We start from the raw sequence: 20,717 nt of genomic DNA on the forward strand, positions 1-20,717 counted from the left end.
GCCTCCCTTCATATTAATGTTCGTCATTAAAATCATTAAGTTCTAAGTCTTCACCAAAATCTTCTAATGGTACCTCATCATAATTTATTTCAACATCTACTTCCTCATCTTCGTCGATAAGTTCAATGTATTCTTCCGTAGGCGATTCAGGTGCTACATCTTCTGAACCTTCTATATTAACATTTAAATTTAATTCTTCCATTTCATCATCAACTGACTCTTTAAGTTTAATTTCTTCTAACTCATCAGTAAGAACTTTAACATTAAGACATAATGCTTGTAATTCCTTAATAAGAACCTTGAAGGACTCAGGCACGCCTGGTTCTGGAATATTCTCACCTTTTACAATTGCCTCATATGTTTTAACTCTACCGACAACATCATCAGATTTAACTGTTAAAATCTCTTGCAATGTGTGGGCTGAACCATATGCTTCTAGTGCCCAAACTTCCATCTCTCCGAATCTTTGACCACCAAACTGTGCTTTACCACCTAATGGTTGTTGAGTTACTAGAGAATATGGACCTGTTGATCTGGCATGTATTTTATCATCAACTAGATGATGTAGCTTTAAGATATACATATATCCAACAGTAACCCTGCTGTCTAATGCTTCCCCTGTTCTTCCATCATATAGATCAGTTTTCCCATCTGCATCATATCCTGCTTTAATTAAACACGCTTCAATTTCTTCCTCAAGCGCACCATCAAATACTGGTGTAGCAATATGCCAACCAAGTTCGCTAGCTGCCCATCCTAAATGAACTTCTAATACCTGACCTATGTTCATACGAGAAGGAACACCTAGTGGATTTAAGCATATTTGAAGTGGTCTTCCATCAGGTAAAAACGGCATATCTTCTACTGGTAATACTCTTGATATAACTCCCTTATTACCATGTCTTCCTGCCATTTTATCGCCGACAGATATCTTTCTTTTTTGAGCTATATAACATCTAACTAGTTCATTAACACCTGGTGGAAGTTCATCGCCATTTTCCCTAGTGAACACTTTAACGTCAACTATTATTCCAGCCTCGCCATGTGGTACCCTAAGTGAAGTGTCTCTAACCTCTCTTGCCTTTTCACCAAATATTGCTCTTAATAATCTTTCCTCTGCGGTAAGTTCCGTTTCACCCTTAGGAGTTACTTTGCCCACTAGGATATCTCCAGATCTTATCTCAGCTCCAATTCTTATTATTCCACCCTCATCTATGTCTTTAAGTGCATCTTCTCCAACATTAGGGATGTCTCTAGTTATTTCTTCTGGTCCAAGCTTGGTATCTCTTGCTTCTGATTCATACTCTTCAATATGAACTGAAGTGAATATATCATCGCGAACAAGTTCTTCAGATATTAGCATTGCATCCTCATAGTTATAACCTTCCCAAGTCACAAAACCAATGCGGATATTCTTACCTAACGCTATTTCTCCAAGGTCTGTTGAAGGTCCATCTGCAAGTACGGTGTTTATTTCAACCTTTTCGCCTTTATTAACTATAGGTCTCTGATTTATACAAGTACCTTGATTGGATCTTTTAAACTTAAGGATTTTGTAAACATCTAATCCATTATCTGTTTCTCTTCTTACTTTAATTTCGTTAGCACTTACATACTCAACTACTCCTGCATTCTTAGCTTTTGGAAGAACACCAGAATCTACTGCAGCTCTATATTCTATTCCTGTACCAACAATTGGAGCTTGTGATTTAAGTAGTGGTACTGCTTGACGTTGCATGTTGGAACCCATCAGTGCACGACTGGCATCATCATTTTCAAGAAATGGAATCATAGCTGTCGCAACAGAAACAATTTGCCTTGGGGATATATCCATAAGGTCAACTTCTTCACTTGGAACAACTAGTACTTCTTGCTTAGCTCTTACAGATATCTTTTTATCTAGAAAAATACCATCTTCATTAATTGGTTCACTTGCTTGTGCCACAAGATATGCATCTTCTTCATCTGCAGTCATGTAAATAATTTCATCTGTTACCACTGATGTTTTTTTATTTATTACTCTATATGGTGTTTCAATAAATCCATATTCATTAACTTTAGCATAACTTGCAAGTGAGTTAATAAGTCCTATATTAGGTCCTTCTGGAGTCTCTATAGGACACATTCTGCCGTAATGCGAGTAATGAACATCTCTAACCTCAAACCCAGCTCTCTCTCTTGAAAGTCCACCTGGTCCTAGTGCAGATAATCTTCTTTTGTTTGTAAGTTCTGATAATGGATTTGTTTGATCCATAAATTGAGAAAGTTGAGAACTTCCGAAAAATTCTTTTATAGCTGCAGCTACTGGCCTTATGTTTATAAGTGCTTGTGGTGTTATTCCTTCCTGGTCTTGAATTGTCATTCTTTCTTTTACAACTCTTTCCATTCTAGATAACCCTATTCTGAATTGGTTCTGTAAAAGTTCTCCTACAGACCTAATTCTTCTATTTCCCAAATGATCAATATCATCAATATAACCGATATCGTAAGTTAGTCCTAACTCGTAGCTCACTGTAGCATACATATCATCTTTAATTATATGTTTTGGTATCAATCTAGTTTTATTAGCTTTTATCTGTTCTTTAATTGATTCTTCATCAGTATTATTATCTAATATTTCTTTTAGTGTTGGGTAATGAACCATTTCTCGAATATTAAGATCAGATACATCAAAATTAACTACCTTATTAAGGTTGACAAAATGATTTCCTATAACTCTTAATACCTTATCCTCTACCTGAAGATCTACCACATTAATTCCTAAATTCTGAATCTCTAAAGCAACTTCTCTGTCTATCTTTTCATCTTTTTCAACTATAACTTCACCTGTAATAGGATTAACAATGTTCTCTGCAGCAATTTGGTTTGCAATTCTATGATTAATTGATAACTTTTTATTAAACTTATATCTACCAACTCTTGACAGATCATACCTCTTTGCATCAAAGAATAATGAATCAATAAGAGATACAGCACTATCCACTGTAGGTGGCTCGCCTGGTCTTAACCTCTTATATATTTCTATTAAAGCTTCTTCTCTTGTTTTAGTATTATCTTTTTCTATTGTAGCTTTTAATCTTTCTTCTTCTCCCAATAACTCATGTAAGTCTAAATCACTACCATTATCCATCATAGCTCTAGCCAATACACTTATAGGTAATTTTCTTGTTTTGTCAATTCTAATATACACAATATCATTAGAATCTGTTTCATACTCAAGCCATGCTCCTCTGTTCGGAATTACAGTAGCTGAGTAAAGTTTTTTACCTGTTTTATCAACAGAATAATTGTAGTAAACACCTGGTGATCTAACCAATTGACTTACTATAACTCTTTCTGCTCCATTAATAACAAATGTCCCTTGCGGTGTCATCAGTGGGAAATCTCCCATAAAGACTTCTTGCTCTTTGATTTCGCCAGTTTCATTATTACGCAACCTAACCTTAACCTTAAGTGGTGCTGCGTAAGTTGTATCTCTTTCTTTACATTGTTCTTCAGTATACTTGATATTATCGATATCAAGTTTATATCCTACGAATTCTAAAACAAGATTTCCCGTGTAATCTTGAATAGGATTTATATCGTCAAAAACCTCTTGAAGTCCTTCTTTCAAAAACCAATCATATGAATCTAACTGTATTTCAATTAAATTTGGCATATCAGTTACTTCACTTATTTTTGAAAAACTCATTCTTGTTCTTTTACCTAACTGGACAGGATGTACCATCAGCTTTCACCCCTTGCATAAACTAAAATAACCAAAAACACACTTTCCCCTAGGACATTATGCTTCTGGATTCACACATTCTTAATGTTATTATAACCACTTTTGTCAATTTAATTCACTTTAACCAGTAATTTCATTTTTTTCATATGCAAACTACTAATTTTCAATGCATTACGCTATATTATCATAATAATAATTCTATGTCAACATAAATCTTAAAAAAGGGCACTCTTATGTAAAAGTACCCCATTTTATAATAAAATTATTTTACTTCTGCTCCGCCGCCAACTTCTTCAATTTTAGCTTTGAATGCGTCTGCATCATCTTTACTAACTGCTTCTTTAATAGTTTTTGGAGCACCATCAACTATATCTTTAGCTTCTTTGAGTCCTAGACCAGTTAATTCTCTAACAACTTTAATAACTTTAATTTTGTTAGGGCCTGCACTAGTTAAAACTACATCAAATTCAGTTTTTTCTTCAGCGACAGCTGTAGCAGCTCCTGCAGCAGCAACTGGTGCTGAAGCACTTACGCCAAATTCCTCTTCGCAAGTTTTTACTAGTTCATTTAATTCTAAAACACTCATATCTTTTATAGCTTGAATAATTTCTTCTCTTGTCATTATAAATGCACCTCCGAATTTTTTTCATATATATGTTTTTTGTATTTACCTTTGCATTCGCTTTATTGCTTTTGCTAAAGTAATGATTGAAATCAGTTAAAAAAACTATCATGTATTCAAGAATAATATTAAAAATATTATTCTACTGATTCTTTTTGTTCTTTAATTGAATTCAATAAATATGCAAGATTTGATAATGGAGCTTTGAAGCTTCCAAGTAATTTTGCAATAAGTACATCTCTTGATGGTATTAATGCAAGCTCGTTAACCTGAGCGCTATCGAATATTTCGCCTTCGATTATAGCTGCTTTAAGTTCTAGCTTTTTGTTAGTTTTTGCAAATTCCTTTAAAACTCTAGCTGCAACAGTTGCATCTTCATATCCAAATGCTAATGAAATAGATCCTTGTAAGTAAGTTACTATATTTTCAATTCCTAGTTCCCTAGCTGCTAGAATAACTAAAGTGTTTTTGTAAACTTTATATTCTACCCCAGCTTCTCTAAGGTTTTTTCTTAGCACTGTATCTTCTTCTACATTAAGACCTTGATATTGGCTAAGTACTACACCTTTAGCTTTTGCTAATTTTTCTTTTATTTCTGCTACTTTCACTTCTTTTAATTGTCTATTTTTGCTTAACACTGTGTATCCACCTCCTACCAGTTTTTAACTGCTTTATGAAAAAATTAAAATCTCTCCGCAGATACGAAGAGACCTAATATTTGTACGCAAGTACATTTATTGGAATCCTCGGTAGGCATGTTGTCTTTTACGCTTTCGCACCTACTATCTACGGAATATTATTTATTTAACTTTAAACACTATAACATGTCTAAACCTGTTTGTCAATACTAATCTAATACTTTAGATTGATTAACTTTTATTCCAGGTCCCATTGTACTTGAAACCGATACTGATTTCAAATATTGTCCTTTAGCTGCTGCTGGTTTAGCCTTAACTACCGCTTCCATTAAAGCATGAAAGTTTTCAATTAATTTAACAGCTCCGAAAGAACTCTTACCAAGTGGTACATGAATTATAGAAGTTTTATCAACTCTATATTCAACTTTACCAGCTTTAATCTCATTTATTGCTCTAGTAACATCAAATGTAACAGTTCCTGACTTTGGATTTGGCATTAATCCCTTAGGTCCAAGCACTCTACCTAATTTACCAACAACACCCATCATATCTGGAGTAGCAACAACTATATCAAATCCGAACCAGTTTTCTTTTTGAATCTTATCAACTAATTCATCATTTCCAACGAAGTCTGCTCCTGCAAGTTCTGCTTCTTTAGCTTTATCACCTTTAGCAAAAACTAAAACTCTAACTGTTTTACCTGTTCCATGAGGAAGTACTACTGCACCTCTAACTTGTTGGTCTGCATGTCTTGGATCAACTCCAAGGCTTACAGCAAGCTCTATTGTTTCATCAAATTTAGCCTTAGATGTTTTCACCACAATTTCCATAGCTTCTGTTGGTGTATATAAAGCGGTTTTGTCTATAAGCTTAGCGCTTTCTATGTAATTTTTACCCATAATAGTATCCTCCTTCGTGGTAATAACGGTATTTACCTCCCACGTAATTATTAAAAATTTATTCTTCTACAAGTATACCCATACTTCTTGCTGTTCCAGCAATCATACTCATAGCAGCTTCAATTGATGCTGCATTTAAGTCTGGCATTTTAAGTTCAGCTATCTCTCTTACTTTAGCTTTAGAAACTGTAGCGATTTTAGTTTTATTTGGAACACCAGAACCACTTTCTAAACCAACTGCTTTCTTTAATAATATAGCTGCTGGTGGAGTTTTAAGTATAAAACTAAAAGATCTATCTTGATATACTGTTATTACTACTGGTATTATCATGCCTGCTTGATCAGCAGTTTTTGCGTTGAATTCTTTACAAAATCCCATGATATTAACACCGTGTTGTCCAAGTGCTGGTCCAACTGGTGGTGCCGGAGTAGCTTTCCCTGCAGGAAGTTGAAGTTTTATCATCCCTGTTATTTTCTTAGCCATGAATTTATACCTCCTATATTGTGGTAATCGGATTTAAAATCCTCCCACTTAATAAAACTTTCGCCTTATTAGTACCTAGTCTAATTTTTGTATCTGATTGAATTCTAGTTCAACAGGTGTTTCCCTGCCAAACATATTTATAAGTGCTTTTACTTTTTGCTTTTCCAAATGAATTTCTTGTATTAAAGCAACAAATCCTTCTAGTGGTCCAAATGTTACCTGTATGTTCTCACCTATTATATAGTCAACAACTATAGATTTTTCTGCTATTCCCATAGTTCTAACTTCTTCTTCAGTAAGAGCAACTGGTTTAGAACCTGGTCCTACGAACCCAGTTACACCTCTGGTATTTCTAACTATATACCAAGATTCATCTGTCATAAGCATTTTAACCATAACATAACCTGGAAATACTTTTTTAAAAGTTATTTTCTGTTTTCCATCCTTTACTTCAACAACTTCTTCCATAGGAACTTGAATGTCATGTACATATTCTTCAAGGTTTCTATTTTCAATCGCTTTTTCTAGGTTGACTTTAACTTTATTCTCGTAACCAGAATATGTATGTACGACATACCATTTAGCTTTATCTGCCATAGCTCAAGGGGTGGAGTTCTCCGCCCTCTACCTCCTTCCTTTACCTTATTTAAAGATTAGTTTATAGAGGTTATTAAACCCATAATCCAACAAACCTACAAAGATTACAAAAAGGAAAGAAAAAGTTGCCACTGCCAAAGTTGCCTTTTTAACATCTTGCTTTGAAGACCACGTTATTCTTTTCGCTTCTGCCTTAAGTTCCCTGAAAAATTTCACTATACCTTTTTGGTTTAATTTTTTCTTTTCTTTAACATTCCCAGTGACAGCCATTTTATTCACATCCCCACCGTTTTGTGTTTATGCTGTATTATTTTGTTTCTTTATGAAGTGTATGTTTGTGGCAGAACTTACAGTATTTTTTCATTTCTATTCTGTCTGGGTTATTTTTTTTGTTTTTCATTGTATTGTAATTTCTTTGTTTGCAATCATTGCAAGCTAAAGTTACTTTTACTCTCACAATCTACACCTCCCGGTTTTACATTTATTTAAGAAAGCTCATGCTTATTAAGCACTAAACCATCTTTAGCATTTTTTTGTTTTACTTAAACAATTTATCACAATTTAATACATATGTCAATGAATTAGTCAAAGACGTTTCATTTAATTAATAACTCATTTTACTTATACATGATCATATGTATTTTATGTTTTATTCTAAGTTTCTTATTTGTACTATTTAACTATTGAAGTAACAACTCCTGAACCTACTGTTCTTCCACCTTCTCTGATTGCAAATCTTAATCCCTCATCCATTGCTACTTGAGTGATTAATTCAACATTCATGTCTATGTGATCTCCTGGCATTACCATTTCCATTCCGTCTGGTAATTTTATTGATCCTGTTACATCAGTTGTTCTGAAATAAAATTGTGGTCTATATCCATCGAAGAATGGTGTATGTCTTCCGCCTTCTTCTTTTTTAAGAACATATACTTGACCTACAAATTTAGCATGTGGATGTATTGAACCGGGTTTTGAAAGTACTTGACCTCTTTGAATATCAGCTCTTTGTACTCCTCTTAATAATGCTCCAATATTATCTCCTGCCATTGCTTGATCTAGAAGTTTTCTGAACATTTCAACTCCTGTACATACAACTTTTCTTTTATCTTCGCTTAATCCAACAATTTCAACTTCTTCTCCAACTTTAAGTATTCCAGTTTCAACTCTTCCTGTTGCAACTGTTCCTCTACCTGTAATTGTGAATACATCTTCTATTGGCATTAAGAATGGTTTGTCTGTCGCTCTTTCTGGTGTTGGAATATACGCATCTACTGCTTCCATCAATTCATATATACATTTTGATGCTTCTTCATCTGTTGGGTTTTCTAATGCTTTTAATGCTGATCCTATTATTACTGGAATATCATCTCCTGGGAAGTCATACTCACTTAATAATTCTCTTACTTCCATTTCAACTAGTTCTAATAATTCTGGATCATCTACCATATCAGCTTTGTTTAAGAATACTACAATGTAACCTACTCCAACTCTGCTTGCAAGTAATATATGCTCTCTTGTTTGAGGCATTGGACCATCTGCTGCACTAACAACTAGGATTGCTCCATCCATTTGTGCTGCTCCTGTAATCATGTTCTTTACATAATCTGCATGTCCTGGACAATCAACATGTGCATAATGTCTGTTTTCTGTTTCATACTCAACATGTGCTGTGTTAATTGTAATTCCTCTTTCTCTTTCCTCTGGTGCCTTATCAATCATGTCAAATTTTGATGCCTGTGCTAAACCCTTAGTTGCGAGTACTGCTGTTATTGCAGCTGTTAATGTAGTCTTGCCATGATCCACGTGTCCTACTGTTCCAATGTTTACATGTGGCTTGTTTCTTTCAAATTTTACCTTTGCCATTTTATGTTCCTCCTTAATTTAGATAATAACACTTTCGCGTTCGTAAACTCATCCTAGTGTACTCTGTACGACCTTAATAGCTATGGAGCCCATAACCGGGATTGAACCGGTGACCTCCACCTTACCAAGGTGACGCTCTACCGACTGAGCTATATGGGCATTTAATTTTGGAGCGGGAAACGGGTCTCGAACCCGCGACACCCAGCTTGGGAAGCTGGTGCTCTACCACTGAGCTACTCCCGCCGACGTACAACTTAAAGCTATACACCAGTTATTAATGTTACTATTGTTTGTTTTTTTTGTCAATACATTTTTACCTTTTACTTAGACATTTCTCTAATTTTCTTTTTACTCTCTGAAGAGCATTGTCAATTGACTTTGAATGCCTATCTAAATCGCAAGCAATCTCTTGATAAGATTTACCATCTAAGTATGACATAAGTACTTCCATCTCAAGTTCTGATAAAACTTGGCCAATTTCGTTTTGGATGCTAATTACTTCTTCTCGACTTATTACTAATTCTTCTGGGTCAGTAATTTTAGAACCTGATAGTACATCTAGCAATGTTCTATCTGAGTCCTCGTCATATATTGGTTTATTTAAAGATATATATGTATTAAGGGGAATATGTTTTTGGCGAGTGGCTGTTTTTATCGCTGTAATTATCTGCCTCGTAACACAAATTTCTGCAAAAGCCCTAAAAGAAGACAATCTGTCAGCCTTAAAGTCTCTAATACCCTTATAGAGACCTATCATTCCTTCTTGATAAATATCTTCTTTATCAGCACCAATCAAAAAATATGACTTAGCCCTTGCCTTAACAAAATTCTTGTATTTGTTAATTAAATATTCTTGTGCACGAACATTACTGTTTTGTGCTTCAATTACTACTTCTTCATCCAATTTTTCTTCAAAGCATGAACTGTCCATATTGCCTATATTGATTTTTTCCAACAAATATCCCCTCCACACAAACCCTGTGACATATACATTATTATACCTTAGAGCAATTTATATAGTCAAGCGAATTCAACAGCTCCTTCGTATTTTTTCAAGTTTTTCCAATGTTTTTTCATCTATTCTCTCTTCTAAGCGATTTCTTTTTTCTAAATGATTTTTTTCAATGTTTATTTGAATTTTTTTCTGTGTGCTAATTACTTCGTGATAAAATTCAATTGAAGACATACGAATGGCACCTCTTTGAAATGTAACCTGCTGCTCAAGAGAGTCTGATGTAACAACGCAGACTTCAGATTTTCGTCCAATGTTGTTAACCATTCTTTCAATGTAATCATCAGCTGTTTCGCCTTCTTTTGTAAAAACTATAATTAAATCTCCTTGTTTTTCTTTTTTTTGAATGCTACCTTTAACCAATTGTGCATCAAAAACTATAAACATTTTATACCCTTTAAACTCCGTATAGTTTTGAAGGGAATCAATAAGTTGCGTGCGAGACGATTCGTAACTATAATCTTTTATCTTTTTAAGATTTGGCCAGCTATTTATAACATTATACCCATCAACAAAAATTGTTTTCACCTTTTATCTCATCTTATTTTTTGTTTCATAATTTCATACATTATTATACCACCAGCAACTGATGCATTTAAAGATGTTATTTTACCGACCATTGGTATTTTTACAAGCACATCACACTTTTCTTTTGTAAGTCTAGAAATCCCTCTGCCTTCACTTCCAATAACAAGGGCTACAGAACCAGTTAAATCTGTATTAAAAATATAATCTTGTGCATCCATATCTGCGCCATAAACCCATACTCCACGTTCTTTCAATTCCTGTATAGCTGCATTAATATTAGTTACCTTCACTATTTTCATATGTTCAATTGCACCAGCTGATGTTTTATACACCGTCGGCGTCGCTCCAACGTTTTTTCTCTTAGGTATTATTATGCCGTGGGCTCCACATACCTCTGCAGTTCTTATAATTGAGCCAAAATTGTGCGGATCTTCAATTTCATCTAATATAATCACAAAAGGCTTTTCTCCTTTTTCCTTAGCATATTCAAAAATATCATTTATTTCAAAGTATTTATAAGGAGTTACTATAGCAATTACTCCTTGATGTGATGAAGTTTGTGCCATTTGATCAAGCTTTCTTCTATCAACCTCTTTTGTAACTATACCTTTCTCTTTGGCTAATGCTAATACTACACTTATAGATCCAACCAAATCACCTTTGGCAATAAGAATGTATTCTACAGTTCTATCTGATTTTAGTGCTTCTATAACTGCATTTCTTCCTTCTATTAAATCTTCTCTCACAATTTTAGGTTCTAATTCTTCTTTAGGTCTACCATTTCTAGGATTTGTTTCTGATTTTTTGCTAGTAAAGTTTCTATTTTCTGATACATTTTCTTCTCCTTGTTTAGTTTTTCTAATATTCCCTCTACTATCGTCTTTATTTCTTGTAAATTCTCTACTTGACTTCGCACCATGATCACCAGTTCTATTTCTTTTAGAATCTCCAGAAGGTTTATCTTCTCTACTACTATAAAATTTATTATTTGATTTATTTCCTTGATATTTTTTGTTATCACTCATTTTAAATACCTCTCTTATTTTGTATATTTAATAACTTTTATATTCTCTAATTATATTATCTTATTTATTTTTGAGTAAAATCCCTTTTATACTGATTATATTATTCATAGATGTATATTGTTTATCTAATTCATTTGCCCATGTATTAGATAAACTTATTGTAATATATCGTAAAATACCCATTAACTTGCTTATTTTAAGCTTCTAACTTTTCTATTATTTCTCATATACCTCTTGACTATAACAAACTTTAACAACTGATTCCCTATTTTTTTAAAATATATGTATATCTCAGAAATTATCCCTAAGTATAATTACTAATCTTCTAATTTAAAATTTACAATCTTCTCAAGGATCTCATTTAACCTTTCATTTTTCTCACTTAGATACAAAAAACCCATTAAAGCTTCAAACCCCGTCGCCCACTTATATTCATTTAAATCGGCATTTTTAGGCGTTGTACCACTTTTCGCATTTCTGGCTCTTTTAAATATACCAAGTTCCTCTTGATCTAACCCCTCTATAAGAAACTTCATATACTCACTTTGACCATGTGCCTTTACATACTCAATTGCCTTAACATGGATTTTATGTGCATTCATATCCCTATTCTTTTCTACAAGATATGTTCTAATAAACACCTCATAAATTGCATCTCCCACTATTGCAAGTACTAATGGATTTAATTGTTTAACTTGTTGAATTGTGAATTTGCCTTTTAAAATATTGAATTCCATATTTACTCTCCTTCTTCCACTCAGAATAACAAAAAATATAAAACTCACCCTATTTTAGGGCGAGCTTTACTATTTGTAGTTATTAATTGATGCCCTATCAAATGTAACACTATATTATACTAATTTTTTTTAATATTTGTTGCCCTATATCTAAGTCTTCAGGTGTTGTAACCTTTATGTTATTGTAGCTACCTTCATAAAGGTATACCCTATTACCGTATTTTTCAACTACCATTGTATCATCTGTTACCATAATACCATCATTATTAATTCTTTCATGGCAATCTAAGATAAGTTCATACTTAAAAGCTTGGGGTGTTTGAACACAGAAAAACATTTCTCTACTGGGTGCTTTCATAGAAAATCCGCAGGAGTCTTTCATCTTAATAGTATCTTTTGGAATCACTCCACAAGCAGTTGCACCATATAACTCAGCATAAATTACCGCATTTTCAATAATAGATTCATTTATAAAAGGTCTAGCTCCATCATGAATAAGTACAATATCACAATTTCTTAAAGCTTTTAGACCATTAAGCACAGAATGTTGTCTTTCCTTGCCACCAATAACTACATCTTTAACTTTTATAAAATTATATTTTTCAACTATTTCTTCTCTACAATATTCAACTTCACTTTCTGCCGCCACTATAATAATTTCATCTATACAATTACACTGCGTAAAAGCTCTTAGAGTATAGTATAAAATTGGATACCCCTCAATATGTAAGTATTGTTTATTAATAGATTGACCCATCCGTCTTCCTTTGCCAGCCGCCAAAATTATGGCACAGTTTCTACTCATAAAAACCCCCATCTACCCAATATGGTTAACTTTTCAATAAAGAATCCTTATTTTTAGCAAAAATCATCCTACCCGCCGCAGTCTGTAGTACTGACGTTACAATAACAACTATGTTTTCACCAATATATCGTCTTCCACCTTCAACAACGATCATTGTTCCATCATCCAAATACGCTATACCTTGACCTGATTCTTTTCCGTCTTTCATCACTTGTATCTTCATTTCTTCTCCTGGTAAAACTACTGGTTTTACTGCATTTGCGAGTTCATTAATATTTAAAACTGGAACCCCTTGAAACTCAGCTACCTTATTAAGGTTAAAATCATTTGTAATTACCTTACCATTTAAAACTTGAGCTAATTTCAATAGTTTGCTATCCACTTCTGCAATTTCTGGAAAATCCTTTTCCCAAATTTCAACTTCAATATTAAGCTCCTTTTGAATTTTATTAAGTATGTCAAGTCCTCTTCTTCCTCTATTTCTCTTAAGCCCATCTGACGAATCAGCAATATGCCTAAGTTCCTCTAATACGAATGTTGGTATTACTAAAGGCCCTTCAACAAAACCCGTTTGACAAATATCAAATATTCTACCATCAATTATTACTGATGTATCTAGCACCTTTGGGTTTTCATTAGTAAAACCCTTTATTTTCTTATCCTTGTACCCATTGCTTTTTTTGGTGGTTGTAAAAAAAGCTAATATTTCATCTCTTTTCCTAGCGCAAATATCTGCTCCTAATGCTGCCATTATAACTGTAAAAATGACAGCAATAATATTCCATATAGGCGATTGATATTTAAATAGTCCTGCAAATAAGGATGCAATGACAAGGCCTATTATTGCTCCACCTGTTCCAAATATTATTTGAGCCGTTGGCATTTTTTGTGTGCTTTTTTCCACATAATCCATAAATTTCATAATAAAAGATACTATTACAGGAGATACTAAAAATAAAATAACCCCAAAAATTATAGTAGAAAAAATAATGAATATTATTCCCTGAACTCCATTTTTAAAATACTCAAGTTCACTTAAATAACTTGTACTTAGAAGCATTACGCCTATTAAATATCCTAGAATTAGTCCTATGATTGTAAACAACCCTCTTAAAATTTTTTTTAGCAAAAACTTCACCTCCCTTTAAATTATTAACACTTATTTGAATTAATATCCCGCTATTATCTAATATATACTATAAACTTGTGTATTTCAATAAAATCTGTAACACAATTAACAATTTGTTAAACTAAATCTCTTATTTTACATAATGCTTGCTCCATGTTGAGCCCAAGCACTAACATTATTTCACTAGCCACCATTCCTTCTACCCTTTCTAAAATCTTTTCCTCTCCTGGTGGAAGCATATCTTGCCTCTTTAGATAATATAAATCCCTAATTACCTCGCACATTTTTAGAGTATCTCCACTTTGTATTTTTTTCTTGTTACCCCTGTATCTGTTATTCCAATTACTTTCTATCCCTTGTGCCTGATTTGATATTGTATTTAGAATTGATTCCAATTCTATTTTACTTAAAATGTATCTTATTCTATGATTTTCAATCTTATCTATTGGAATCATAAAGTTCATATCATCCAAAAAAAGATATATATTTACATATTTATAATACATATTAGACCATTCCCTCATATCTATATCCTGTATATAACCTGCACCATAATCCGCTATAAACACTTTTTGGCCAATATTTAACATAACATTCCCCCTATCAATAAATCTCTTGTTGATTTATTATATATTCATAGGGTTAAATATGTACTTAATATATTGACAAAAACATAATATAAAACCTATAATTAAGATAATATCGTTAGATAAATCTTTATAAGGAGTTGAACTTAATGAAAGATTGTATATTTGATAATTTTCAAAACTCTGTTGATGAATCCTTAATAAGGCATCGAAGTATTTTAGATATAGTTACTAAACTTCAAGAGTCTGGGGCAAGAGTCAATCGAGCTGTTGCAAAATCTGTTACCAATTGTGGATGCATTAACGTAGAAGCAAAAAAACAGCATAATCCCGATAATATAGATGATTTGGATTTAGACACCCTAAGTTCTTTAATTGATAATCATATGCAAGGTAGCCTTTGCGAGAACTGTAGAGAAGTTATAGAAAAAGAACTGGGGAATAATCTTTTTTATATTGCTTCCTTATGTAATCTTGTAGACTTAAATCTATATGATGTTCTTTTAAAAGAATATAACAAGATTAGCACTTTAGGTAAATATACTATGAGGTAGCAAACGTAGCACAAAATAAGTTAAAACTCATTTTGTGCTATATTTGTTTATCTAGCATAAATTATTCCTTTAACCTTCTTAATCTATTTTTAATTGTTTTTGCTCTTGCTTCACTAATACCTTCTACTCTGTCAAGTTGTTTATATGATGCTTCCATTATAGCTTTAAGTTTTTTAAAGTGCTTAACTAAATTTTCTATAACATTTACAGGTATTCTAGCTATTTTATTTAGCATCCTATATCCTCTTGGAGAAATTAAAGTGTCAACTAAAGGAACCCCTATATACCCAATAATTCTAGATCTAAAATCTAAATCTAATAGATCTTCTGAGCTCATATTTTCTATTTGTCCATATAACTGCCTATAACTCATATCATTTTGACAATAATTCCTTATGAGCAAGATTCTGAGCTGTCCTATGCCTTGTTCCAGTTTCAAATGTTGGTATTGTAGAACTTGGAATAAGTTGAGTATTCGCATACAATATCTTTTTCAAATCGCTACTATTGTAATTTTAAATTTTCTTTGTATAAATTAAAAAACCACTCAAGAGTGGTTTAAAAAAAGTTATTCTTCCCAATTATATACTTTTTAATATATATAAACAACATTAAATATGCAAAGGCTTAAAGAGCAATTCACTATTTTCCATAATAACACTTACATTATCACCTTTAACAATCCTACCATTAAGTATCTCCTCAGAAAGTTTATCCTCTACTTGTCTAGTAATTTCTCGTCTAAGTGGCCTAGCTCCATAGATGGTATTATAACCCGATTTAGCCAAGTGTTTTTTAGTATCCTCATCAAAAATAATATTAATTTCAAGTTCTTTAAGGCGATTGGTCACCGACCTAAGCATTATCTCGACTATTTTATATAAATCATCGTGATCTAGTGAATGAAATACAATAATATCATCTATTCTGTTTAGGAATTCGGGTCTAAATGAAAGTTTTAACTCTTCCATAATGTTTTCTTTCATTTTATCATATTCTGAGTTTAGATTATTTTCTTTTATGTCAAACCCTAAATACTTTTGCTTTTTCAATGTAGATGCACCTACATTAGATGTCATTATGATTACTGTGTTCTTAAAATCTACTGTTTTCCCTCTGCCATCTGTTAGCCTCCCATCTTCTAATATTTGAAGCAAAATGTTAACTACATCCGGATGTGCTTTTTCAATTTCATCAAAAAGTATAACTGAATATGGATTTCTCCTCACCTTTTCTGTTAATTGACCACCTTCATCAAATCCTACATATCCTGGTGGTGAACCCATAAGCCTTGAAACAGTATGTTTATCCATATATTCCGACATATCTATTCTTATCATGTTGTTCTCATCACCAAACATAGCATCAGCTAAAGCTTTTGATAATTCCGTTTTCCCAACACCTGTTGGTCCTAAAAATATAAATGATCCTATAGGTCTTTCAGGATCCTTTAATCCTACTCTTGCACGTCTTATAGCCTTTGAAATAGATACGACCGCCTCACTCTGCCCTATTACTCTCGTATGGAGCACATCTTCTAATTTTAATAACCTCTCTGATTCTTTTTGCGTCAATTTCTCTATAGGAATATGAATCCATCTTGATACCACATTAGCAATTTCAATTTCAGTAACTATTAGTTTTTCCGCTTGATTTTGAGTTATCCAATTATTTTTAAAATTATATAACTTATCCTTTAATTGTTTTTCAGTATCTCTTGTTTTAGCTGCCTTTTCAAAATCCTGTACTGATATAGCATCAGATTTTTCTTTTAAAATTTTATCTAACTCTTCCTCTAAATTCTTTAAATTTGGTGGAGCAGTCAAATTCTGAATTCTTACTTTTGCTCCAGCCTCATCTATAAGGTCAATTGCTTTATCAGGTAAAAATCTATCTGATATATATCTGTGTGACAAACTAACAGCTGCCTCAAGAGCGCCGTCAGTAATCTTTACTCTATGATGTGCCTCGTACTTATCTCTTAATCCCTTTAATATTTCGACAGCTTCCTGTTTACTTGGCTCTCCTACAATTATAGGCTGGAACCTTCTCTCAAGTGCTGAGTCCTTTTCAATATGCTTTCTATATTCATCTATAGTCGTTGCACCTATACATTGAATTTCCCCTCGAGCAAGCGCCGGTTTTAATATATTAGATGCATCAATTGCCCCCTCAGCTCCTCCTGCTCCAATAATAGTATGGATTTCATCTATAAATATAATAATATTGCCTGCTACTAATATCTCTTTCATAACCTTTTTAAGCCGTTCTTCAAACTCGCCTCTATATTTCGAACCTGCAACCATTGACGATATATCTAAAGTAATAACTCTTTTATCCTTTAAAATCTCAGGAATACTGCCTGATGCTATTCTTTGTGCAAGACCTTCTGCTATAGCAGTTTTACCTACACCCGGCTCCCCAATAAGGCATGGATTATTTTTCATTCTTCTACACAAAATTTCCAAAAGCCTTTGGGTTTCATCATCTCTTCCTATAACAGGGTCAAGTTTGCCTTCTCTAGCCATTTCAGTTAAATCCTTACCAAAATGATCTAATGTAGTTGTAACATGCTTTTGTTTTTCTCCTGATGAGCTTCCTTTTGGATTATCCTCAGAGCACCAATTGTTTAATATATCATTTCTTAGTTTATTAAAATCAACTCCTAAGTTATCTAAAATCGTATATGCAACACCTTCTGATTCTTTAATTAATGCCAGTAAAATATGTTCAGGACTAATATAGTTATGATTTAAATTTCTTGCTTCTAAAAGACTTAATTCTAGTAATCTTTTTGTCCTTGGCGTTAGAGGAATCTCATTCCTACGCATTTCTACGTCCCCTTCACCCTCATACTCCACTACTAATTTTTTTACCGCCTCAGATGAAACTCTCATATCATTTAATGATTTCTTACATAAACCATCTTGTTCCCTTAAAACTCCGAGAAGTATATGCTCCGTACCAACATAGCCATGTTTTAATTGTTGCGCCTCTTCTTGGGCATATACCAAAACCTTTTGTGCTCTTTCTGTAAATTTATTAAACATCATATTTAAATACCTCACTTGCAATGAATTTGCTTATAATTTTAATTATACCCAATTTCCTTGCAATAATTACATAGTATAATAGACTTATGTAATTATTTAATAAAAAAACATCATATATTTTCTATTTGGAATTCCTTTTTCATACTCGTTAGAAAAAATTAGTAATAAAATAGAAAGGCTTATCACCTTTTTTTAAGAGGATAAGCCTTTCTATTACATCTACTTTGACATAAACCTTTCAATATCTTCCACTGTTTTAATAATTTGTTTTGAAAGATTTTCGCATCCATTCTGTGTAATTAATATATCATCCTCTATTCTAATTCCAATACTCTCTTCCTGTATATATAGTCCTGGCTCATTAGTTAATAACATCCCTGCTTTTAATTCAATATCTCTACTTCCTACATCATGGGTATCTAGACCCAAATAATGGCTTACACCATGAAAATAATACTTAGGTAGTTCACTAGCTTCTTTAATAAGGCCTAGTTCCTTGCAACCAGCCACAAGTGCCTTCTTAGCCGCTTCGTTTAAAACTGAGAACATTACACCAGGTTTTGCAATTGCTACAACCGCTTCTTGAGCTCTAAGTACTACATTATATACTTGTTTTTGTCTTTGAGTAAACTTTCCATTAATAGGAAATGTACGACTTATATCCGCATTATAATATTTATATTGAGCTCCCAAATCAAACAGAATTAATTTACCGTCTTCAAGTTCACTTTTGTTTTCCACATAATGAAGTATAGTAGCATTTTTACCTGAAGCCGCTATAGTTTTAAATGCATAATCTGTTACACCACTACTTTTCAATATAAAATTAAAGTATGCCTCTAATTGATACTCTGTCATACCTACTTTAGCATTTTTCATTAGTGATTTTATACCTCTATCCGTTATATCAATGGCTTTCCTAATTAATGAAATTTCTTCTTCTGATTTAATAACCCTAAGATCTGATATTTCATTATATATATTTTTTACTATTAAATATGGGTATCTTTCCACTGCAGCCTTAGCAAATCTTTGTGATGAAGTTGTTGATATATGAAATTCTTGCCTCTCAAGATCTAAATATAAATCTTCTATTTTGTTTCTATCTAAAATTGATCCAAAGGTTTCCTCAAATTTTTCTAGAAATTTAATGTTTTCTATACCTGAAATTTCTTTTGCCTCGATCTCACTAATTTTTTCTCCTACCCATCTGGCCATAATAGAATCACTTTTCTCTATAAATAATGTTTCTTCAACTTTACCATTTGTCTTTACTAACATTAAAATCATTTTCTCTCTATTAATTCCTGTTAAATAATAAAAATTTCTATTTGGTGTAAATTCATATGTTTCATCGCCTGATTTATATGGAGCTTGACCAGCAAACATCAATGTTATAGATTTTTCTTCTAACTTATCCCATAATTTTTTTCTGTTTTTAGAAAATAATGTATTTTCCATTTCAATCCTCCTGTAAGTATTTATATTTTCTATTTATCTTTATAACATAACACTCGCTTAAAATAATTTCAATATTTTTTAGAATAATCAATTGCCTTATATGCTTATATATAAAATAATTCTAAAATGGAGACCTTGACGTCTTACTGTTAATTAACGTGTTTTCAAAGCAATCCATAAGATAATACTTACTTAAAATAAAATCAAAAAAACAAATGCTTAAGGTTTGCCTCTAACATTTGTTTTATTAAAACATTTCAATATTGTTAATAAATGGTCCTATACATAGAATCCATTTTAGTTTTATACCTAATGGATCTTTATGTTTTTTTTTGAGATGTTATATAGTATTGCCCACCTTGCGTACCTCCTTGGGTTACAACATCAAAAGCATTGTTTTCTAACATTTTACACAATATTCTCATTTCCTCAGGGTCTTTCATTTTTGAAGTAATTGTAAATTTATCATTTTGTTTAATTAGACTCATATAATCATGAATACTGCTGTAATCACTTAAATTGATATCTCCAGGAATGTCTAATTTATATTCAGACATTTATTTCTCCCCCTTTTTTTATATATATCATTAGTTTTTGTAATTTTAAATAAATTATGCGTATTGTCATAATATTTTATATTGCCAAAATCATGTGCTAAATATAAAAAAAAAGTATCAATAAGCAAATATTAATAATTTTACATTATTAATATTTGCTTATTGATACTTTCTATGTAATATTTCTTTATAATAATATTTTATAATTTTCTATAAAATAAAAAAAGCTAATAATTAGCTTTTTTTAGATAAAATGGCTCCGCGAAAAGGATTTGAACCTTCAACCTATCGGTTAACAGCCGAGTGCTCCACCGTTGAGCTATCGCGGATTATTACCTGGCGACAACCTACTCTTCCACAAGGTCACCCCTGCAGTACCATCGGCGCATTGAAGCTTAACCTTCGTGTTCGGTATGGGAACGGGTGTTACCTTCAT

The 20,717-nt window shown here is 32.4% G+C and carries 21 protein-coding genes, 3 tRNA genes, 1 rRNA gene, 1 pseudogene and 1 other annotated feature; of the genes and pseudogenes, 1 reads left to right on the forward strand and 25 read right to left on the reverse strand.

Going from position 1 to position 20,717, the window contains the following annotated elements; translation table 11 throughout:
* Positions 1-13 precede the first annotated feature (13 nt).
* The 18 genes from rpoB to ACREVX_RS13320 form a co-directional block, all read right to left on the reverse strand.
* Positions 14-3,727, reverse strand: coding sequence for a DNA-directed RNA polymerase subunit beta (gene rpoB / locus ACREVX_RS13235; RefSeq protein ID WP_431544659.1), 3,714 nt, complete (start codon positions 3,725-3,727; stop codon positions 14-16).
* 262 nt (positions 3,728-3,989) lie between these two features.
* The gene (gene rplL, locus ACREVX_RS13240; protein WP_431544660.1) at positions 3,990-4,349 is read right to left on the reverse strand and encodes a 50S ribosomal protein L7/L12; all 360 of its coding nucleotides are present in this window, start codon (positions 4,347-4,349) and stop codon (positions 3,990-3,992) included.
* Between the two features lie 137 nt (positions 4,350-4,486).
* Complete coding sequence (rplJ, locus tag ACREVX_RS13245) at positions 4,487-4,987, reverse strand: 50S ribosomal protein L10 (RefSeq protein ID WP_431544661.1); 501 nt, start codon at positions 4,985-4,987, stop codon at positions 4,487-4,489.
* Between the two features lie 35 nt (positions 4,988-5,022).
* Positions 5,023-5,159 (reverse strand) — a sequence feature (ribosomal protein L10 leader region).
* Between the two features lie 37 nt (positions 5,160-5,196).
* Positions 5,197-5,886 carry a 50S ribosomal protein L1 gene (gene rplA / locus ACREVX_RS13250; RefSeq protein WP_431544662.1) on the reverse strand — a complete coding sequence of 230 codons (690 nt, stop codon included), beginning with the start codon at positions 5,884-5,886 and terminating at the stop codon, positions 5,197-5,199.
* A gap of 58 nt (positions 5,887-5,944) precedes the next feature.
* On the reverse strand, positions 5,945-6,370 hold the full coding sequence (rplK, locus tag ACREVX_RS13255; protein ID WP_431544663.1) for a 50S ribosomal protein L11: 426 nt from the start codon (positions 6,368-6,370) through the stop codon (positions 5,945-5,947).
* Between the two features lie 75 nt (positions 6,371-6,445).
* Entirely contained in the window at positions 6,446-6,967 is a 522-nt protein-coding gene (nusG, locus tag ACREVX_RS13260) for a transcription termination/antitermination protein NusG (RefSeq protein WP_431544664.1), read from the reverse strand.
* Between the two features lie 45 nt (positions 6,968-7,012).
* Complete coding sequence (gene secE, locus ACREVX_RS13265; protein ID WP_431544677.1) at positions 7,013-7,237, reverse strand: preprotein translocase subunit SecE; 225 nt, start codon at positions 7,235-7,237, stop codon at positions 7,013-7,015.
* A 37-nt stretch (positions 7,238-7,274) separates the two neighbouring features.
* The gene (gene rpmG, locus ACREVX_RS13270; protein WP_071614647.1) at positions 7,275-7,424 is read right to left on the reverse strand and encodes a 50S ribosomal protein L33; all 150 of its coding nucleotides are present in this window, start codon (positions 7,422-7,424) and stop codon (positions 7,275-7,277) included.
* Positions 7,425-7,639: 215 nt separating this feature from the next.
* A complete protein-coding gene (gene tuf, locus ACREVX_RS13275; RefSeq protein ID WP_431544653.1) occupies positions 7,640-8,833 on the reverse strand; it encodes an elongation factor Tu in 1,194 nt (397 codons plus the stop codon).
* Positions 8,834-8,916: 83 nt separating this feature from the next.
* Positions 8,917-8,992: transfer RNA gene (locus ACREVX_RS13280), tRNA-Thr, on the reverse strand.
* 9 nt (positions 8,993-9,001) lie between these two features.
* Positions 9,002-9,076, reverse strand: a tRNA-Gly gene (locus ACREVX_RS13285).
* 70 nt (positions 9,077-9,146) lie between these two features.
* Positions 9,147-9,764 carry an RNA polymerase sporulation sigma factor SigH gene (gene sigH, locus ACREVX_RS13290; protein WP_431544678.1) on the reverse strand — a complete coding sequence of 206 codons (618 nt, stop codon included), beginning with the start codon at positions 9,762-9,764 and terminating at the stop codon, positions 9,147-9,149.
* A gap of 99 nt (positions 9,765-9,863) precedes the next feature.
* On the reverse strand, positions 9,864-10,373 hold the full coding sequence (locus ACREVX_RS13295; RefSeq protein WP_431544665.1) for an NYN domain-containing protein: 510 nt from the start codon (positions 10,371-10,373) through the stop codon (positions 9,864-9,866).
* An 8-nt stretch (positions 10,374-10,381) separates the two neighbouring features.
* Positions 10,382-11,122, reverse strand: a complete 741-nt coding sequence (gene rlmB / locus ACREVX_RS13300; protein WP_431544679.1) for a 23S rRNA (guanosine(2251)-2'-O)-methyltransferase RlmB — start codon at positions 11,120-11,122, stop codon at positions 10,382-10,384.
* A 593-nt stretch (positions 11,123-11,715) separates the two neighbouring features.
* Entirely contained in the window at positions 11,716-12,135 is a 420-nt protein-coding gene (locus ACREVX_RS13305) for a Mini-ribonuclease 3 (RefSeq protein WP_431544666.1), read from the reverse strand.
* 109 nt (positions 12,136-12,244) lie between these two features.
* Positions 12,245-12,940 (reverse strand): 2-C-methyl-D-erythritol 4-phosphate cytidylyltransferase, encoded by a 696-nt coding sequence (gene ispD, locus ACREVX_RS13310; RefSeq protein ID WP_431544667.1) that lies wholly within the window; start codon positions 12,938-12,940, stop codon positions 12,245-12,247.
* 25 nt (positions 12,941-12,965) lie between these two features.
* Positions 12,966-14,069 carry a PIN/TRAM domain-containing protein gene (locus ACREVX_RS13315; protein ID WP_431544668.1) on the reverse strand — a complete coding sequence of 368 codons (1,104 nt, stop codon included), beginning with the start codon at positions 14,067-14,069 and terminating at the stop codon, positions 12,966-12,968.
* A 116-nt stretch (positions 14,070-14,185) separates the two neighbouring features.
* Positions 14,186-14,659, reverse strand: a complete 474-nt coding sequence (locus ACREVX_RS13320) for a CarD family transcriptional regulator (protein WP_431544669.1) — start codon at positions 14,657-14,659, stop codon at positions 14,186-14,188.
* A 146-nt stretch (positions 14,660-14,805) separates the two neighbouring features.
* Here ACREVX_RS13320 and ACREVX_RS13325 point away from each other — a divergent pair, with 146 nt between their 5' ends.
* Positions 14,806-15,210, forward strand: coding sequence for a nucleoside triphosphate pyrophosphohydrolase family protein (locus ACREVX_RS13325; protein WP_431544670.1), 405 nt, complete (start codon positions 14,806-14,808; stop codon positions 15,208-15,210).
* Between the two features lie 61 nt (positions 15,211-15,271).
* Here the strand turns inward: ACREVX_RS13325 and ACREVX_RS13330 are convergent.
* The 7 genes and pseudogenes from ACREVX_RS13330 to rrf form a co-directional block, all read right to left on the reverse strand.
* Positions 15,272-15,619 (reverse strand): annotated as a pseudogene (locus ACREVX_RS13330) (helix-hairpin-helix domain-containing protein); the annotation flags it as partial.
* Positions 15,585-15,707, reverse strand: a complete 123-nt coding sequence (locus ACREVX_RS13335) for a hypothetical protein (RefSeq protein WP_431544680.1) — start codon at positions 15,705-15,707, stop codon at positions 15,585-15,587. The pseudogene ACREVX_RS13330 and the gene ACREVX_RS13335, both read right to left, overlap by 35 nt.
* Positions 15,708-15,821: 114 nt before the next feature.
* Positions 15,822-18,263, reverse strand: a complete 2,442-nt coding sequence (locus ACREVX_RS13340; protein ID WP_431544671.1) for an ATP-dependent Clp protease ATP-binding subunit — start codon at positions 18,261-18,263, stop codon at positions 15,822-15,824.
* 219 nt (positions 18,264-18,482) lie between these two features.
* Complete coding sequence (locus ACREVX_RS13345; RefSeq protein WP_431544672.1) at positions 18,483-19,724, reverse strand: aminopeptidase P family protein; 1,242 nt, start codon at positions 19,722-19,724, stop codon at positions 18,483-18,485.
* Between the two features lie 320 nt (positions 19,725-20,044).
* The gene (locus ACREVX_RS13350) at positions 20,045-20,281 is read right to left on the reverse strand and encodes a hypothetical protein (protein ID WP_431544673.1); all 237 of its coding nucleotides are present in this window, start codon (positions 20,279-20,281) and stop codon (positions 20,045-20,047) included.
* A 254-nt stretch (positions 20,282-20,535) separates the two neighbouring features.
* Positions 20,536-20,610, reverse strand: a tRNA-Asn gene (locus ACREVX_RS13355).
* A 5-nt stretch (positions 20,611-20,615) separates the two neighbouring features.
* Positions 20,616-20,717, reverse strand: a 5S ribosomal RNA gene (gene rrf, locus ACREVX_RS13360); the annotation flags it as partial.

The sequence above is a fragment of the Clostridium sp. genome, from assembly GCF_050717545.1.
In the GTDB taxonomy this organism is placed as follows: Bacteria; Bacillota; Clostridia; order Clostridiales; family Clostridiaceae; genus Clostridium_AD.

Excerpts from the sequence above, each read along its gene's own strand:
- rplK (WP_431544663.1), bottom strand. The coding sequence starts at position 6,370 with ATGGCTAAGAAAATAACAGGGATGATAAAACTTCAACTTCCTGCAGGG.
- ACREVX_RS13320 (WP_431544669.1), bottom strand. The coding sequence starts at position 14,659 with ATGTTAAATATTGGCCAAAAAGTGTTTATAGCGGATTATGGTGCAGGT.
- rplA (WP_431544662.1), bottom strand. The coding sequence starts at position 5,886 with ATGGGTAAAAATTACATAGAAAGCGCTAAGCTTATAGACAAAACCGCT.
- ACREVX_RS13305 (WP_431544666.1), bottom strand. The coding sequence starts at position 12,135 with ATGGAATTCAATATTTTAAAAGGCAAATTCACAATTCAACAAGTTAAA.
- ACREVX_RS13340 (WP_431544671.1), bottom strand. The coding sequence starts at position 18,263 with ATGATGTTTAATAAATTTACAGAAAGAGCACAAAAGGTTTTGGTATAT.
- nusG (WP_431544664.1), bottom strand. The coding sequence starts at position 6,967 with ATGGCAGATAAAGCTAAATGGTATGTCGTACATACATATTCTGGTTAC.
- sigH (WP_431544678.1), bottom strand. The coding sequence starts at position 9,764 with ATGGACAGTTCATGCTTTGAAGAAAAATTGGATGAAGAAGTAGTAATT.
- ACREVX_RS13345 (WP_431544672.1), bottom strand. The coding sequence starts at position 19,724 with ATGGAAAATACATTATTTTCTAAAAACAGAAAAAAATTATGGGATAAG.
- ACREVX_RS13350 (WP_431544673.1), bottom strand. The coding sequence starts at position 20,281 with ATGTCTGAATATAAATTAGACATTCCTGGAGATATCAATTTAAGTGAT.
- ispD (WP_431544667.1), bottom strand. The coding sequence starts at position 12,940 with ATGAGTAGAAACTGTGCCATAATTTTGGCGGCTGGCAAAGGAAGACGG.
- ACREVX_RS13325 (WP_431544670.1), top strand. The coding sequence starts at position 14,806 with ATGAAAGATTGTATATTTGATAATTTTCAAAACTCTGTTGATGAATCC.
- rpoB (WP_431544659.1), bottom strand. The coding sequence starts at position 3,727 with ATGGTACATCCTGTCCAGTTAGGTAAAAGAACAAGAATGAGTTTTTCA.
- tuf (WP_431544653.1), bottom strand. The coding sequence starts at position 8,833 with ATGGCAAAGGTAAAATTTGAAAGAAACAAGCCACATGTAAACATTGGA.
- rplL (WP_431544660.1), bottom strand. The coding sequence starts at position 4,349 with ATGACAAGAGAAGAAATTATTCAAGCTATAAAAGATATGAGTGTTTTA.
- secE (WP_431544677.1), bottom strand. The coding sequence starts at position 7,237 with ATGGCTGTCACTGGGAATGTTAAAGAAAAGAAAAAATTAAACCAAAAA.